The organism is [Mycobacterium] stephanolepidis (genome assembly GCF_002356335.1).
GTDB classification, from domain to species: domain Bacteria; phylum Actinomycetota; class Actinomycetes; order Mycobacteriales; family Mycobacteriaceae; genus Mycobacterium; species Mycobacterium stephanolepidis.
This window is the reverse complement of sequence record NZ_AP018165.1, coordinates 3,717,657-3,731,818: the sequence shown is the minus strand read 5'-3', so window position 1 is coordinate 3,731,818 and position 14,162 is coordinate 3,717,657. Positions and strand designations below refer to the sequence as shown.

The 14,162-nt window shown below is 63.0% G+C and carries 12 protein-coding genes and 2 pseudogenes; 8 read left to right on the top strand and 6 right to left on the bottom strand.

What is annotated here, in order from left to right:
• Window positions 1-2: 2 nt before the first annotated feature.
• Window positions 3-755 carry a class I SAM-dependent methyltransferase gene (locus MSTE_RS18575; RefSeq protein WP_096503450.1) on the bottom strand — a complete coding sequence of 251 codons (753 nt, stop codon included), beginning with the start codon at window positions 753-755 and terminating at the stop codon, window positions 3-5.
• Complete coding sequence (locus MSTE_RS18570; RefSeq protein WP_096503448.1) at window positions 752-1,462, bottom strand: dienelactone hydrolase family protein; 711 nt, start codon at window positions 1,460-1,462, stop codon at window positions 752-754. The genes MSTE_RS18575 and MSTE_RS18570 overlap by 4 nt, the downstream gene beginning before the upstream one ends.
• A 74-nt stretch (window positions 1,463-1,536) precedes the next feature.
• Here MSTE_RS18570 and MSTE_RS18565 point away from each other — a divergent pair, with 74 nt between their 5' ends.
• Window positions 1,537-2,196, top strand: a complete 660-nt coding sequence (locus tag MSTE_RS18565) for a TetR/AcrR family transcriptional regulator (protein WP_096503446.1) — start codon at window positions 1,537-1,539, stop codon at window positions 2,194-2,196.
• Between the two features lie 1,073 nt (window positions 2,197-3,269).
• Here the strand turns inward: MSTE_RS18565 and MSTE_RS25740 are convergent.
• The 3 genes and pseudogenes from MSTE_RS25740 to MSTE_RS18550 form a co-directional block, all read right to left on the bottom strand.
• Window positions 3,270-3,896: pseudogene (locus MSTE_RS25740) on the bottom strand (Maf family protein); the annotation flags it as partial.
• Window positions 3,897-3,914: 18 nt separating this feature from the next.
• Window positions 3,915-4,226 carry an acyl-CoA carboxylase epsilon subunit gene (locus MSTE_RS18555; protein ID WP_096503442.1) on the bottom strand — a complete coding sequence of 104 codons (312 nt, stop codon included), beginning with the start codon at window positions 4,224-4,226 and terminating at the stop codon, window positions 3,915-3,917.
• The gene (locus MSTE_RS18550; protein WP_096503440.1) at window positions 4,223-5,833 is read right to left on the bottom strand and encodes an acyl-CoA carboxylase subunit beta; all 1,611 of its coding nucleotides are present in this window, start codon (window positions 5,831-5,833) and stop codon (window positions 4,223-4,225) included. Before MSTE_RS18550 ends, MSTE_RS18555 begins: the two co-directional genes overlap by 4 nt.
• 107 nt (window positions 5,834-5,940) lie before the next feature.
• Between MSTE_RS18550 and MSTE_RS18545 the strand changes: the two are divergent.
• The 4 genes and pseudogenes from MSTE_RS18545 to MSTE_RS18530 form a co-directional block, all read left to right on the top strand.
• Window positions 5,941-6,960: pseudogene (locus MSTE_RS18545) on the top strand (PucR family transcriptional regulator); the annotation flags it as partial.
• Window positions 6,961-7,044: 84 nt separating this feature from the next.
• Complete coding sequence (locus MSTE_RS18540) at window positions 7,045-7,602, top strand: nuclear transport factor 2 family protein (RefSeq protein ID WP_096503436.1); 558 nt, start codon at window positions 7,045-7,047, stop codon at window positions 7,600-7,602.
• Window positions 7,599-9,266, top strand: a complete 1,668-nt coding sequence (locus tag MSTE_RS18535) for an AMP-binding protein (protein ID WP_096503434.1) — start codon at window positions 7,599-7,601, stop codon at window positions 9,264-9,266. Before MSTE_RS18540 ends, MSTE_RS18535 begins: the two co-directional genes overlap by 4 nt.
• Before the next feature lie 42 nt (window positions 9,267-9,308).
• Window positions 9,309-10,448, top strand: coding sequence for a Rieske 2Fe-2S domain-containing protein (locus tag MSTE_RS18530; protein ID WP_096503432.1), 1,140 nt, complete (start codon window positions 9,309-9,311; stop codon window positions 10,446-10,448).
• A gap of 67 nt (window positions 10,449-10,515) precedes the next feature.
• Here the strand turns inward: MSTE_RS18530 and MSTE_RS18525 are convergent, their stop codons facing one another.
• Entirely contained in the window at window positions 10,516-11,391 is an 876-nt protein-coding gene (locus MSTE_RS18525; RefSeq protein WP_096503430.1) for a helix-turn-helix transcriptional regulator, read from the bottom strand.
• A 164-nt stretch (window positions 11,392-11,555) separates the two neighbouring features.
• Between MSTE_RS18525 and MSTE_RS18520 the strand changes: the two genes are divergently transcribed.
• Genes MSTE_RS18520 through MSTE_RS25680 form a run of 3 tightly spaced genes read left to right on the top strand, consistent with a single transcriptional unit; the run spans window position 11,556 to window position 13,861 of the window.
• Window positions 11,556-12,143 carry a non-oxidative hydroxyarylic acid decarboxylases subunit B gene (locus tag MSTE_RS18520; RefSeq protein ID WP_096503428.1) on the top strand — a complete coding sequence of 196 codons (588 nt, stop codon included), beginning with the start codon at window positions 11,556-11,558 and terminating at the stop codon, window positions 12,141-12,143.
• Window positions 12,144-12,171: 28 nt separating this feature from the next.
• Window positions 12,172-13,599, top strand: coding sequence for a non-oxidative hydroxyarylic acid decarboxylases subunit C (locus MSTE_RS18515; RefSeq protein ID WP_096503426.1), 1,428 nt, complete (start codon window positions 12,172-12,174; stop codon window positions 13,597-13,599).
• A gap of 13 nt (window positions 13,600-13,612) precedes the next feature.
• Window positions 13,613-13,861, top strand: coding sequence for a non-oxidative hydroxyarylic acid decarboxylases subunit D (locus tag MSTE_RS25680; RefSeq protein ID WP_269458214.1), 249 nt, complete (start codon window positions 13,613-13,615; stop codon window positions 13,859-13,861).
• Window positions 13,862-14,162: the final 301 nt, after the last annotated feature.

The following is a 14,162-nucleotide window of genomic DNA, read 5'->3' as shown; positions in this document are numbered from 1 at the left end:
GTCTAGCTCTTTGTCGCACTCACGAACTGTGAGAGCCCCCGGACCTCCTGCTCAATGTCGTGAAATCCCGAGTTCCACAGCACCGAGGTGATGTCGTCGCGGTCGAAGCCGTGTAAGCCGTTGCGTGCCGCCATTTTCACGGAGAGCGATCGGACGAGCCTGGGGCCGCGGGTGCAGCTGGTCATCACCGCGATCCGGCCGCCCGGCCTGAGCACCCGGAGCATCTCATCGAGAACCTTGAAGGGCTCGGGTACCAGATACAGTGCGGCGAAACAGCACACCGCATCAAAGCTTCCGTCGTCGAACGGCAGGGTGCGCGCGTCCGCACGCAGGTATCCGACCCCGTCCGCGGTGTTGGTCCGGACCGCGCGCCGCAGCATGGGTTCGGAGAAGTCGAGCCCGACGGCCAGCCCTCCGGCGGATAACTGGCCGCCCAGGTGTTTGGTGAAGTTTCCTGGCCCGCAGGCGACATCGAGCAGTGTGTGGGCCGCGTCGAGTCGCAGGGCCCGTGCCGCACGGCGCCGTTCTGCCGAGGGCGTGATGCCGGTGTAGAGCACGGTCTGGCCCCAGCGCCATGGTCCTTGATAGATCGCGGCCACCACCGGGTTGTTCATGGCGCGCTGCGCGGCGCGCTGAGGTTGATCCGAGGGCGGCGGAAGCAGATCCAGATAGCCTGCCGACGAATGCGCGCCCGCGTCGAGTGCGTCGGACCAGACAAGCTCGCCGAGCCGATCCAATGCGGTCGGGGTTGTCATTGGGCCTCCTGCAGCCTGTCGTCGTCGTGAAGGTGCTGAGCGAAAAAGGAGTAGACCCGTTCCCAGGCGTCGGCCTCCGCTTCGGGGGAGTACCCGAATCCGGCGATTCGCATCAGTGGTTGCATCGGCAGCTGGTTGGCGAAACTGTGCCCCGCGTCGTACTTCTTGATGTCGTGTTCGATGCCGTGGGCCTCCAGCGCCTTGCGCAACCGAGGCTCCCCCCGAACCACGAATGGGTCCCGAGTGGCCAGGCTCGCGACGACGGGGCACGCTCCCTCGAAATGGTCGCAGTAGGGGCCGGGCATCGCACCGTAGAAGGGTGCGGCCGCGTCAAAACCCTTGGTTGAGGTGATAAGTACGAATCCGCCGCCCATGCAGAAACCGGCGACACCGACCCCGCCGGTGGTGTACGGAAGCGACAACAGGTGATCGCGCGCAGCCAGGATCTCGTCGATCGCACGGCCTCGGCGGGTAATGAGGTTGGTCATCACTCGGCTGATGCACCGGATACGTCCACGCGAGTACAGATCGGGCGCCAGGGCCACGTAGCCGTTGGCCGCCACGTTCTTGGTGATGCGACGCAAGTCGGGAGTGGAGCCGTTGATGTCATGCAACACCACGATCGACGGCCACGGCCCGTCGCCCGCGGGCTTCTCCAAAATGCCTGTGACTTCACCACTTTTTGTGGGGAAACTGATGTCCGCCATAGCGCTCCTGTGATCGATCACAAATATTGTTTACAGTGATGTTAAGCTAATTGGAAAGGTAGGCTCCAGCTCTGATGGCTGTCAATACCCCGTCGGGTCGGTCCCGGGGGCGCCCCGCGCGCACGCCCGAGCAGCACGAGCAGATGCGCGCACGTATCCTCGCCGCTGCCGGTGCCGTGTACGCCAAGCACGGGCAGCGCGGCACGACCGTGGCGCGCATCGTCAAGAAGGCTCGCCTGTCCCGGCCGACGTTCTATGTGTTCTTCGATGGAACCGACGATGTCATCACCGCATTGGTCAATCACACCCAGTCGCAGCTCAACGGGAGGCTCTACGCGGCGATGGTGGAGCCGGCCGATCTGATCACTCAAATCGTTGCGGCGGTGGACGTTTACCTCGATACCACCGAGGAGATGGGCGATGCGGCGCGGGTGTTCCATATCGAGGCCCACGATCCGGCTTCCTCCGCGCATCGATTGCGCCAGGAGAACGAGGAGGTGATGGTCGACATGCTGCGCGGCCGGATCATCGAGTCCGGCCGTCCTGCACCATCGTCAGAGGCCTTCCGGATGTTGTTCGGAACCCTGCAGGCGGGCAGTTACCGCTACTCGTCGACGCCCGGCAGCGATCGCCGGGAGGCGCGCGCCGCCATGCTGCGGGCGGCGGTGGCGCTGGTGGGCACGCCGGAGGACTGGCGCCGGGCCGCCGAGCGTCCCGATCTGTTCGGGCAGTAGGGCTAGATGCTCAGATATTGGGGCGTCAACACAATGGAATACAGGATGGTTCGGTAAGCCCGGGTGGGATCGGTAACCCATTGGCTCACCAGAAAATACAGCGTCTGAGTGCCATCGGCGTTCATGGTGATGCTGACGACCTGCGGTCCATACGGCTGCAACAGCTTGTGTGGATCACGGGAGATGAACGGATCATCCGGTCGCGGATCTGACGGATCGTTGCGGATCAGCACTGTCATGGGCTCGCTGACCAACTCCTGAGGAGTGCGAAACAGCTTGAGTCCGATGTGCGCGTCGCCGGAGCCGTTGGAATCGAGCAGGCCGAAACCGCCTGCAGGTAGCGCGAACAACTGATTCTCACGGTCGCCGCCACCGCTGATCTGACCGATCTTCTCCCACGCCGACGAGTCCAGGAAGGCCGGATCGTCGATCGGAGGTGTGAGCCACGCATACCGCGGCGCCCAGGGGCCGGTTCCGGCATTTCCCGCCACCAGCATTCGTCGACCGGTCGCCGAAACCCCGCTCGGCTGGGAGATTCCGGCCATGACACCCATCGGTTGGTATGTCGATCTGCCCGGCTCGCTCACGTCGTAGACGGTGGTGTCCGCCGAGACGAAGGTGCTGCATCCCGGCGACGGAATACACGAGGCGAACAACAGCGAACGATGCGCCAGCTCCGCAGATCCGGTGGGCAGCAGCCGGGCACCGTCCTGCGCATCCGTTGGCAGCGTAAGGGGTTTGGAACGTCCTCCGAGTGCCACCGAGGGGCTGGCGGGGTCGACGGGAATCAGCTGAATGCCGTCACCGGTGTTCAGGTAGTCGCCGGTCCACAGGCAGGCGCCGCGGTTGGTGTGCACGCCGAGGTCGAAGGAATCGTCGCGGCAGGCGTTCTGAAAGCTGGCATTGACCGACGGCATGTGCGGAATCGGGCTGCCCTGGGCGTCCTTGAATTCCTGCTGTTGGGTCGGCCCGATCATGACGAGTGAGTCGAACAACGGCACCATGCGGGGCGGCAGCGGGGCAGGGGTAGGAGTGTCCGGATGGAATGGCTTTGGGGGCACGTGCTTTTCGTGCCGGACCCACAATGACGAGGCGGGTACGTCCAGCCTGCTCAGCAATTGGCCCAACAGCGGCACGCTGACCCCGATCACATTCGAGGGATCGCCATCGATGCCTTCGACGAACCAGCTGCCCAGTCCGTCGAGCGTGAAGGCTCCGGCCACCTGCAGTGGCTCGCCGGTAGCCAGATACGCCTCGAGATCTGCGTCCGATGGGTTGCCGAAACGCACTGTGGTCGAGCGTGTTTCACTGACGCGTGCGACGGGCTTGCCTTCGATCACCCGCACCAGGCAGTGCCCGGTCAGCAGCTGAGCGGACCGCCCGGCCATCAGCGCCCAGCGGCGGCGCGCTTCCGCTACGGTGCCCGGCTTGCCCTGCAACGTGCCGTCGAGCAGGAGCATCGAATCGCAGCCCAGCACCACCGCGTCGGCGGCCACCTTGCCGGCCAGGGTCGTCGCGACGTCAAAGGCCTTGGCGCAGGCCAGCACTTCCACGGCTCGCTCCGGGGCGGTACCCGAGGGCTGGGTGGCCATGACGAGATGCTCGTCGACATGCGAGACGATGACGACCGGGTTCAGGCCGGCCTGCTCCAGGATCCGTTCGCGCGCGGGAGAGGCCGAGGCCAGGACAAATGCGGTCACGGGGCCGGTGACGGCCGTCTAGAACATGCCCTGCGGGCGCGCCAGCTTCGCGCGCTCGAACAGGGTGACTCGCTGCCAGCTGTGCGGGCTGTAGCGGAGCATGTCGATGGGCTCGGCCCAGAGGTTCCGAGGCTTGAGGCTCTCGGTCTCTGCCTTCGAGGCCAGCGCGCTGAGCGCCGCGACCAGGGCCGCGATCTCCTCATCTGTCGGGTTGCCGCTGAGCACCTGCACGTCGGCGGCCTTCACCTTCCCGGAATCGCTTTCGTCGGTTACGGTCTCGCTGGTCTCGGTGCCTTCTTCGGTCACGGACGCACCTTCTTCATTCGTCACAGCGGAATGTTTCCGTGCTTCTTCGGTGGGAGCCGCACGATCTTGCGATCGAGCAAGCGCAGCGAGGTGGCGATGTAGCCGCGGGTGTGCGACGGCGGGATGACCGCGTCGACGTAGCCGCGCTCGGCAGCCATGTACGGGTTCACCAGGGTGTCCTCGTACTCGGCCTGCAGCTGCAGGCGCAGGGCGTCCACGTCGTCGCCGTTCTTGGAAGCCTCGGCCAGCTGCGAGCGGTACACGAATCCGACCGCACCGGAGGCGCCCATGACCGCGATCTGTGCGGTGGGCCAGGCGACGTTGACGTCAGCGCCCATGTCCTTGGAGCCCATGACGCAGTACGCGCCACCGTATGCCTTGCGGGTGATGACGGTGATTTTCGGAACGGTGGCCTCGCCGTAGGCGTACAGCAGCTTGGCGCCGCGCCGGATGATGCCGTTGAACTCTTGCTCGGTGCCGGGCAGGAAGCCGGGCACATCCACCAGAGTGATGATCGGGACACCGAAGCAGTCGCAGGTGCGGATGAACCGCGCGGCCTTCTCCGAGGCGTTGATGTCCAGGCAGCCCGCGAACTGGGTGGGTTGGTTGGCGACGATGCCCACGCTGCGGCCATCGACACGGCCGAAGCCGACGATGATGTTCTGGGCGTATCCGGCCTGCACCTCGAGGAACTCGTCGTCGTCGAGGATGCGGGTGATGACCTCGTGCATGTCGTACGGCTGGTTCGGAGAGTCCGGAATCAGCGTGTCGAGCTCGATGTCCTCGTCGGTGAGGTGGTCTTCGATGGCGCCGTCGGTGGGCTCCGGTCCCGGATAGCGCGGCGGCTCGGAGGCGTTGTTGGACGGCAGGTAGCTCAGGATGTCGCGGACGTAGTCGAAGGCGTCCTGCTCGCCGGAGGCTACGTAGTGCGTGGTGCCGGACTTGGCCTCGTGGGTGTGTGCGCCACCCAGCTCCTCCATGGTGACGTCCTCACCGGTGACGGTCTTGATGACGTCGGGACCGGTGATGAACATCTGGCTGGTCTGGTCGACCATGACGATGAAGTCGGTCAGCGCGGGCGAGTAGACGTGCCCACCGGCAGCCGGGCCCATGATCAGCGAGATCTGCGGGATGACGCCCGAGGCGATGACGTTGTTGTGGAAGATCTGGCTGTAGAGACCGAGGGAGACCACGCCCTCCTGGATGCGCGCGCCGGCACCCTCGTTGATGCCGATGAGCGGGCGGCCGGTCTTGAGGGCCAGCTGCTGCACCTTGACGATCTTCTCGCCGTACACCTCGCCGAGGCTGCCGCCGAACACCGAAACGTCCTGGCTGAAGATGCACACGTCGCGCCCGTCGATGGTGCCGAAACCGGTCACCACGCCGTCGCCGAGCGGGCGCTTCTCGCCCAGGCCGAAGTTTGAGCTGCGGTGCTTGGCCAACGCGTCCAACTCCACGAACGAGCCCTCGTCCAGCAGCGCGTGGATGCGCTCACGGGCGGTCAGCTTGCCCTTGGCGTGGATCTTGTCGACGGCGGCCTCGCCGACCGGGTGCAGTGTCTCCTCGCTACGCCGACGCAGATCGGCGAGCTTGCCCGCGGTGGTGTGGATATCGGGCTCGGTGGTCGTCATGGGTCCCGATGTTATCGCGCTGCACCCGGCAGAACGCGCATGGGCCTTAGAGAGTTCTCAGAAATTTTCTCGAATGGATGTTCACCGATCGAGGTACATAGAAGGAGATGGACAAACAGCCCGCACTGGATGCCGATCTGGTGTTCACGATCGTGTCCCGTTTCGACCAGCTCGAAGGTGCCGACGCGGAGCTCGCGGTGCGTTTGGCGGCCGAACTGGCCGAGTGCCCCATCGGTGTCCGGTGGTCCGAGGACTCCGAGCCCACGGCATGGCTGGAACGCGAGGGCCAGGCCCGATCCACCGACGAGTTCCTGTTGCATCGGCTGCACCACGTCCTGCGCCGATCTGTGCCGGATGCGGCACCGACCACCCTGCATATGGACGATCCGGCCCTGGTCGAAGTGCTGTTGTCCAGCGGCTCGCAACCCGAGGATCGGGTGCGCGCAGCGCGCCTTCTTGGTCTGGATGACGCACGGGAGCTGCGGGTGTTGGCGATTTCCGCACCGGCGGATGCGCGGCGCCTGCTCGCCAAGGTGCTGCCGGACCGGGTGATTCATGCGGCGACCATCGGGCGGGTCGGAGCCCTGATATGCCAGGCGAGCGAGGACACCAAAACCTTGTCGGATCACCTGGAGGTCGTGATCGTCGGCGAGTTCCCGGCATCGCCCCGCGCGGTGCCGGGTCCCTGGATCGGGATCGGGTCCAGCATCGCCGTCATCCAGGCGCCGACGTCATGGAGTCAGGCCCAGCGCGCGCTGCGCTTTGCGTCTTCGACCGGCTTCGGGCGGCGTGCCATCGCGTACGAGCGGCTCCGCCTGCTGGAGGTGCTGGCGGACATCCCACCGGAGAGGCTGCGCGAGATCGACGATGTGGTGCGGATCGATCAGATCGCGTCCACGACCGCCGGTGCCATCGAGGTCGACACCCTCGAGGCGCTCTGCCAGTTCGGCACGCTGCGTCGCACGGCCGCCGAGTTGCATCTACATCACAGCACCGTTGCCGCACGCATTCAGCATGTCGAGCAGTTGATGGGCTGGGACCTCGACGATCCGATGGACAGATTCCTGGCCACGTTCGCGCTGATGTTGCGGCGGATATCGCTGTCCACTGCGGAGTTATCCGGCGGGCAGCCGCCACATGTCGGGCACGTCGCGGATATTTCTCGACGGCTGTCGGGTGACACCACAGGTGCGAGCGGACACCATTGATCCATGGCGGTCATCGACACCGGACGGACCTGGGAAATGGTCGAAAAGCGGCTTGCCGCAACGACAAACGAGCGGCACCGGGTGGTGCTGGGCGCAGTGCTGCATCACATGAGGCTGGAGCGCGACGCCGATCTCGACGGACTGATCGACACTCTGAACGCGAATCCGAACTATCACTTCTGGATGGACGGTCAGGATTTCGGACCCAAGGGCCGCGACGGCGTGCGCACCTACTACGCGGGGCTGGTGCGGGGGCGAATGAGCGTCATGGAATTCGAGATGGATCGGCTTCTCGTCGACGACGATTGCGTTGTCACCGAGGGATTTCTCAAACAGATCTATCCCGGTGCGGTCGCGCAGAGCATGGGCTTCCCGATCGAGGAGCCCGGCGCCGACTACTTGTTGGTATTCCGCCAGTTGGTGCTGTGGCCGGTCGACGCAGACGGCTTCATCGAAGGTGAGGACTCGTACCACTCGGGACCGGTGAGCATCACCAAGCTCGCCCCCGAGGAATTACCGCAGGAGTACCGGGATCTGAAGGGCGCATCATCGGCGTTATGACTCGTGAGTCCACTCCTCGGGCCGATATCGCTGCCATGCTCCTGGATCGTGTCGGCGACAGCCGCCTAGGGCTACGTACCCGCGATCGCGACTGGACATGGGACGAGGTGATCGGTGAGTCCGCCGCACGGGGCGAGCTCGCGCGGAAGTTGCGGGCCGAGGGTCCCTTCCATATCGGGGTCCTGTTGGAGAACGTTCCCGACTTCGTCTTCTGGCTGGGCGGTGCCGCACTGGTCGGGGCCACCATCGTGGGTATCAATCCCACCCGAGGGCCTGTCGAGATGGCCGCCGAGATTCGTCATACAGACTGTCAGCTGATTGTCACCGACACCCGCAATCTCGACCGGTTGCGGGATCTCGAGCTGGGTCTGACGGTGGACCGGTTTCTGGTGATCGACACGCCAGAATATCTGGCGCAGATCGACGAGAATCGCACTGCCGCATCGATTTCCGGTGGAGTGGGTGCGCAATCGCTGCTCCTGCTACTGTTCACCTCCGGCACCACGGGTGCTTCTAAGGCGGTGAAATGCAGTCAGGGCCGCCTGGCGCAGATCGCACACCTGGCCACCGACAAATTCGGACATCACCGCGGCGATGTCGACTACTGCTGCATGCCGCTGTTCCACGGGAATGCGTTGATGGCGCTGTGGGCTCCGGCGCTGGCCAATGGCGCCACGGTCTGTTTGATTCCCACCTTCTCGGCGTCACGCTTTCTGCCCGACGTCCGGTACTTCGGCGCGACGTTCTTCACCTACGTCGGTAAGGCACTCGGATATCTGTTGGCCACCGCGGAGCAACCCGACGATGCCGAGAACCAGCTGGTGCGCGGATTCGGCACCGAGGCTTCGCCGGAGGATCAGGCCGAGTTCCGACGACGATTCGGTGCGGAGCTGTTCGAAGGTTATGGCTCCAGCGAGGGTGGGGGAGCCGTCGTGCTCGATCCCGACGCGCCGTCCGGCGCGCTGGGACGCCCGGCACACGAGGGTGTCGCGATCGTCGACCCGGAAACGCTACGAGATTGTGTCGCGGCAGTTTTCGATGAGCACGGACGTGTGCTCAACGCCGATGACGCGGTCGGCGAGATTGTCGATAAACAGGGTCGGCGCGGGTTCGAGGGCTACTACAAGAACGACGACGCCGATGCCGACCGCATCCGCAACGGGTGGTACTGGACCGGTGACCTCGGCTATCTCGATGCCGCCGGGTTCATCTACTTCGCGGGGCGTCGCGGTGACTGGATCCGGGTCGACGGTGAGAACACGTCGGCGCTGACCATCGAGCGGGTGCTGCGGCGCCACCCGTCCGTGATCGCGGCAGGTGCCTACGCGGTACCCGATCCGCGCTCCGGTGATCAGGTGATGGCTTCCATCGAGGTGGCCAATCCGGAGGCGTTCGATGTGGACGGGTTCACCGAGTACCTCTTGACGCAGGAGGACCTGGGTGGCAAGGGAATTCCACGTTTCCTGCGGGTGTCGGCAAACCTGCCGGTGACGGGTTCCAACAAGGTGCTCAAGCGCGAGCTGCAAGCGCAGCGCTGGCATACCGATGAACCCGTGTTCCGTTGGGAGGGAAGGGGCACGCCGGTGTATCGGCGGATGAGTGCGGATGACAAAACCGCACTCGATGCTCAATTCACGGCATATGGGCGACAACGGCTGCTGTAGCGCGCAGTATGGAAGGCAAGTCAGCGAAAGGACAGCCCCCCGATGACTGACGAAATGATTCGCGAAATCGACAGCGGCACAGTGATGACCCGGTTTGCCCGGGGGTGGCATTGCCTGGGACTGGCCGAGTCGTTTCGCGACGGTGAGCCGCACGGTATCGAGGCCTTCAGCACGAAGTTGGTGGTGTTCGCCGACTCGCACGGCGAGATTAAGGTGCTGGACGGATACTGCCGTCACATGGGCGGTGATTTGTCGCAGGGCACCGTCAAGGGTGACAACATCGCGTGCCCATTCCATGACTGGCGTTGGGGCGGTAACGGTAAGTGTGCGCTGGTTCCGTACGCCAAGCGCACCCCCAAGCTTGCGCGCACTCGCAGCTGGCCCACGCTTGAGGTGAACGGTCAGCTGCTGGTGTGGCACGACCCGGAGGGGTCTGCGCCACCGGCCGAGCTCAGCCCGCCGACGATCGAGGGCTATGCGGAAGGTAAATGGTCATCATGGCAATGGAACTCGATCCATATCGAGGGATCGCATTGCCGCGAGATCGTCGACAACAACGTCGATATGGCGCACTTCTTCTACATCCACCACGCCTATCCGACGTACTTCAAGAACGTCATCGAGGGGCAGACTGCCAGCCAGTTCATGGAGTCCAAACCACGACCCGACTATGTTCCCAACCCCGAAAAGCTTTGGGAAGGGACGGGTGTGCGGTCGGAGGCCACATACTTCGGCCCGGCATACATGATCGACTGGATTCACAACGACCTCGGTCCCGGCTTCACCGTCGAAGTGGCGCTTATCAACTGCCACTATCCGGTGACGCACGATTCTTTCGTGCTGCAGTGGGGCGTGGCCATCCAGGAGATGCCCGATCTGCCGCCGGACAACGCACGTAAGCTCGCCGCCGCGATGGCCAGATCATTCGGCGACGGATTCCTGGAGGATGTCGAGATCTGGAAGAACAAGACGCGCATAGACAATCCGTTACTCACGCAGGAGGACGGTGCGGTCTATCAACACCGGCGTTGGTACGAGCAGTTCTATGTGGATCTGGCAGATGTCACCCCGGACATGACAGAACGTTTCGAGATCGAGGTGGACACCACGCATGCCCATGGTGTGTGGGTGCACGAGGTCGAAGAAAATCTTGCCGAGCGGGCCGCCACGGCGTCGCACTGAGAGTCTCGTTCCGGAGTCACATACAGATGCGCGGATGACGCGGGCTACGCGCGAAGCGTGGGCGCGCTCAGTTGTTCCGGCCGCCCCGGAGTCCCCGTGCGCTGTCTCGAAAAGCTTTGGGTGTCTTTCCGGTCCGAGTGCGGAAGAACTTCGTGAAGGCGGTGGCGCTTGACAGTCCGACTCGCGCTCCGATGGCCGAGCTGGACAGATCGGTATGTACAAGTAGGCGCTTTGCTTCCAGGACCACTCTGTCGTCGATCAGTTGTTTTGCGCCTTGGCCGGTCGCTTCCCTACATGCTCGAGTAACTGTCCGCACACTGTAGCCGAGCGCTCGCGCGTAATCCTGGACGTGATGCTTGTGTGCAAATTCGTGTTCGACTGCGTCCCGGAACCGCATGAACGCCGCACCCGCGGCGGCGGAATCGGTTTTCCCTGCGTGCGTGATGCACAACAACACGACGGCGAGCAAGCGGCGAACGACGTCAATGTGGACATCGGTCGGCAGGTCATCGCGGTGGCTGTACTCGTCGGCCAGGACCTTCATGGCTCTTGTGGCAGAGACTGACTGGATCAACGGACCCGCATTCGCGACTTTGTCCAGCTGCACTGCTGCGGCCGTTGTCTCATCGATAAACCCTGGGCGAAACAGCACAGCGAAACCGGCAGATGTTTCCAGGCTCGGGCCGAACTCGAGAACCTGATGTGGGCGAACCCACAGCCAATCCTTTGGCGCAAGTTGATATTCAGTGAAGTCGACGAATGCCTGAAGGCGACCGTTGTTCACCTCAATCAGATGGTGGAAGTCTGCGCGCAACGGGGCGTGCGGATTGACACCGTGCCCGCGGGCACGTTCGAGAAGTGCGGCGAAGGTGAGCACCGCCACCCCAGGGAGCGTGCCTTCCGGTTCCCGGAACGGAACGGTAGCCACGGTGGGTTCAGCCATCTACACCGCCTTCCGCATGTAAAGAATAGGTCCGATTTTGAACATACTAAGTCCGCAGCAGGACTCGGCAGGCTCTTCGAAGATGGGTAATTTTTCTGGTGAATTCAGCGACACTATTTTTGTCGGCCAAGACCCGGTCGACTATGTGACCGAAAGAGACCATTATGCGACTGATTGTGGGGATCACCGGCGCCACCGGGGCCGTGATTGGTGTCCGACTACTGGAGCACCTCTCGAAGCTGGAAGTGGAGACACATCTTGTTCTCAGTCGCTGGGCCCGCACGACGATCGAATTGGAATGCGGTATGTCGGCCGCACAACTTGGCGGGCTGGCGGCGACCGTGCACCACCCCGAAGACCAGGCCGCGACCATATCGTCGGGGTCGTTCCGCACCGACGGCATGATCATCGCACCGTGTTCGATGAAGACATTGGCTGGAATTCGGGCAGGGTATGCCGAGGGGTTAGTGGGCCGAGCGGCGGATGTCACCCTAAAGGAACGGCGCAAACTCGTCCTGGTGCCACGCGAAACTCCGCTTAGTGAAATCCATTTGGAGAACATGCTGGCACTGTCGCGGATGGGCGCACAGATCGTGCCACCGATGCCAGCTTTCTACAACCATCCGCGGACTGTGGACGACATCGTCGACCACGTCGTAGCCCGTGTCCTTGACCAGTTCGACCTTCTGGCCCCAGATGCCAAACGCTGGAACGGTATCCGGGCTGCCCGCACGTGTTCTGTCGCCTCTTGAATCTCCTGCCCATAGATAGGACCGAAACATGGCATACGACGATTTGCGCAGTTTCCTTCAAGCCCTCGATAGCGAGGGACAATTGGTGCATATCGCCGACGAGGTAATGCCTGAACCGGATGTCGCGGCCGCTGCCAACGCCGCGCCCCGTCTCGGTGACAAGGCTCCGGCCTTGTATTTCGACAATGTGAAGGGTTTTACCCGTGCCCGGATTGCGATGAACGTGCATGGATCCTGGGCCAACCACGCACTGGCGCTCGGCCTACCCAAGGAGACGGGTGTCAAAGCGCAGGTTGACGAGTTCATCCGGCGGTGGGATCAATTTCCGGTCAAACCTGAGCTGAGGGCGGATCCACCATGGGCTCAGAACACTCAAATCGGTTACGACGTCAACATTTTCGAAGTACTGCCCCTGATTCGGCTCAATGACGGGGACGGGGGCTTCTACATTGACAAGGCTGCTGTCATCTCTAAGGACCCGGAAGACCCCGAAGATTCCGGCAAACAAAACGTGGGCATCTATCGCATCGAGGTGAAGGGGCGCAGGAAGCTTGCACTGCAACCCGTCCCGATGCATGACATCGCTCAGCATCTGCGCAAAGCCGAAGAGGTCGGTGAGGATCTCCCGATAGCGATCACGCTCGGCAATGATCCGGTGATTTCGATCGTGGCTTCCACTCCTATGGAATACGACCAGAACGAGTACGAGCTCGCTGGCGCGCTACGCGGTGCGCCCGCGCCAGTTTCGTTGTCTCCGCTGTATGGGCTGCCGGTGCCGTGGGGTTCCGAGGTTGTGATCGAGGGTGTCATCGAGGGTCGTAAGCGAGAGATCGAGGGGCCTTTCGGTGAGTTCACCGGGCATTACTCTGGCGGGCGAAATATGACCGTGATCCGTATCGATCGCATCTCTTATCGGAATGACCCCATTTTCGAACATCTCTATCTGGGGATGCCGTGGACAGAGATCGACTACTTGATGGCCGCCAACACCTGTGTACCGCTGCACAAACAGCTCAGGAAGGATTTCCCCGAGGTACGCGCGGTCAATGCCACGTATACGCATGGTCTGGTTGTGATCGTGTCCACCAAGATCCGATATGGGGGCTTCGCCAAGAGCGTCGGCCTGCGGGTACTGACTACGCCACATGGCCTCGGGTACGCGGCGACGGTGATCGTCGTCGATGAGGACGTGGACCCCTTCAATCTCCCGCAGGTGATGTGGGCGCTGTCAACCAAGATGAACCCATCGGGCGATCTGGTGCAAATCCCCAATCTTCCCGTGCTGGAGTTGGCGCCTCAGGCCAGTCCCTCCGGGATTGTCGACAAACTCATCATCGATGCCACCACCCCTGTGGCGCCGGATCGCCGGGGCAACTATGGAAACCAAGTGCGCGACTTGCCGGAGATGAACGAATGGCTGGTCAGGCTCGCCCAACTGACCGCAAACAAAAGATAGTGAGGTAACTCTGTTGTCCGACAACAACATTTGTCCATGTTGCGCGTTCGAGGCCGTTGAGACGGTCTTCACGTCGCCGGTTCCGGGGGCCTGGGATGTGCTGCAGTGTCAGCGGTGTCTGTATTGCTGGCGCACCAGCGAGCCTGACCGGCGTACCCGGCGTGATGCCTACCCCGACAGCTTCAAAATGACTGCCCAGGACATTGCCTGCGCGCCGGAGGTTCCATCGGTCCCCCCGCTGCGCCACGCCCAGTTTGGATGACACGGTCGGAGCCGCTTGCGGTTCGCCATGTTGCCCCGACTTAGTAGGAAGGCTTCACTGTGACTCGCTACGTCACCACGATGTGGGAGGCGAAAGCCATCGATGGAAGAGCTGGCCAAATCGTGGATTGTCTGTCTAATTGCGTTGTACCGCAAATTACTTCGCGTTATCCGCAATGCATCGCGCAGGTGTACCGATCCGCGGACGAACGAGTGGTGTTGGTTGCTACCGGGGCTGAGTGGTCACCGGAGATACCCGACATGCCCCATGGTCTCAGTGAGCGTCCACCTCACCAGTGGCG

What these genes read in the sequence shown, in the direction of transcription:
- MSTE_RS18515 (WP_096503426.1), top strand. Translation starts at nt 12,172, where the DNA reads ATGGCATACGACGATTTGCGCAGTTTCCTTCAAGCCCTCGATAGCGAG.
- MSTE_RS18535 (WP_096503434.1), top strand. Translation starts at nt 7,599, where the DNA reads ATGACTCGTGAGTCCACTCCTCGGGCCGATATCGCTGCCATGCTCCTG.
- MSTE_RS18550 (WP_096503440.1), bottom strand. Translation starts at nt 5,833, where the DNA reads ATGACGACCACCGAGCCCGATATCCACACCACCGCGGGCAAGCTCGCC.
- MSTE_RS18570 (WP_096503448.1), bottom strand. Translation starts at nt 1,462, where the DNA reads ATGGCGGACATCAGTTTCCCCACAAAAAGTGGTGAAGTCACAGGCATT.
- MSTE_RS18530 (WP_096503432.1), top strand. Translation starts at nt 9,309, where the DNA reads ATGACTGACGAAATGATTCGCGAAATCGACAGCGGCACAGTGATGACC.
- MSTE_RS18525 (WP_096503430.1), bottom strand. Translation starts at nt 11,391, where the DNA reads ATGGCTGAACCCACCGTGGCTACCGTTCCGTTCCGGGAACCGGAAGGC.
- MSTE_RS18540 (WP_096503436.1), top strand. Translation starts at nt 7,045, where the DNA reads ATGGCGGTCATCGACACCGGACGGACCTGGGAAATGGTCGAAAAGCGG.
- MSTE_RS18520 (WP_096503428.1), top strand. Translation starts at nt 11,556, where the DNA reads ATGCGACTGATTGTGGGGATCACCGGCGCCACCGGGGCCGTGATTGGT.
- MSTE_RS18565 (WP_096503446.1), top strand. Translation starts at nt 1,537, where the DNA reads ATGGCTGTCAATACCCCGTCGGGTCGGTCCCGGGGGCGCCCCGCGCGC.
- MSTE_RS18575 (WP_096503450.1), bottom strand. Translation starts at nt 755, where the DNA reads ATGACAACCCCGACCGCATTGGATCGGCTCGGCGAGCTTGTCTGGTCC.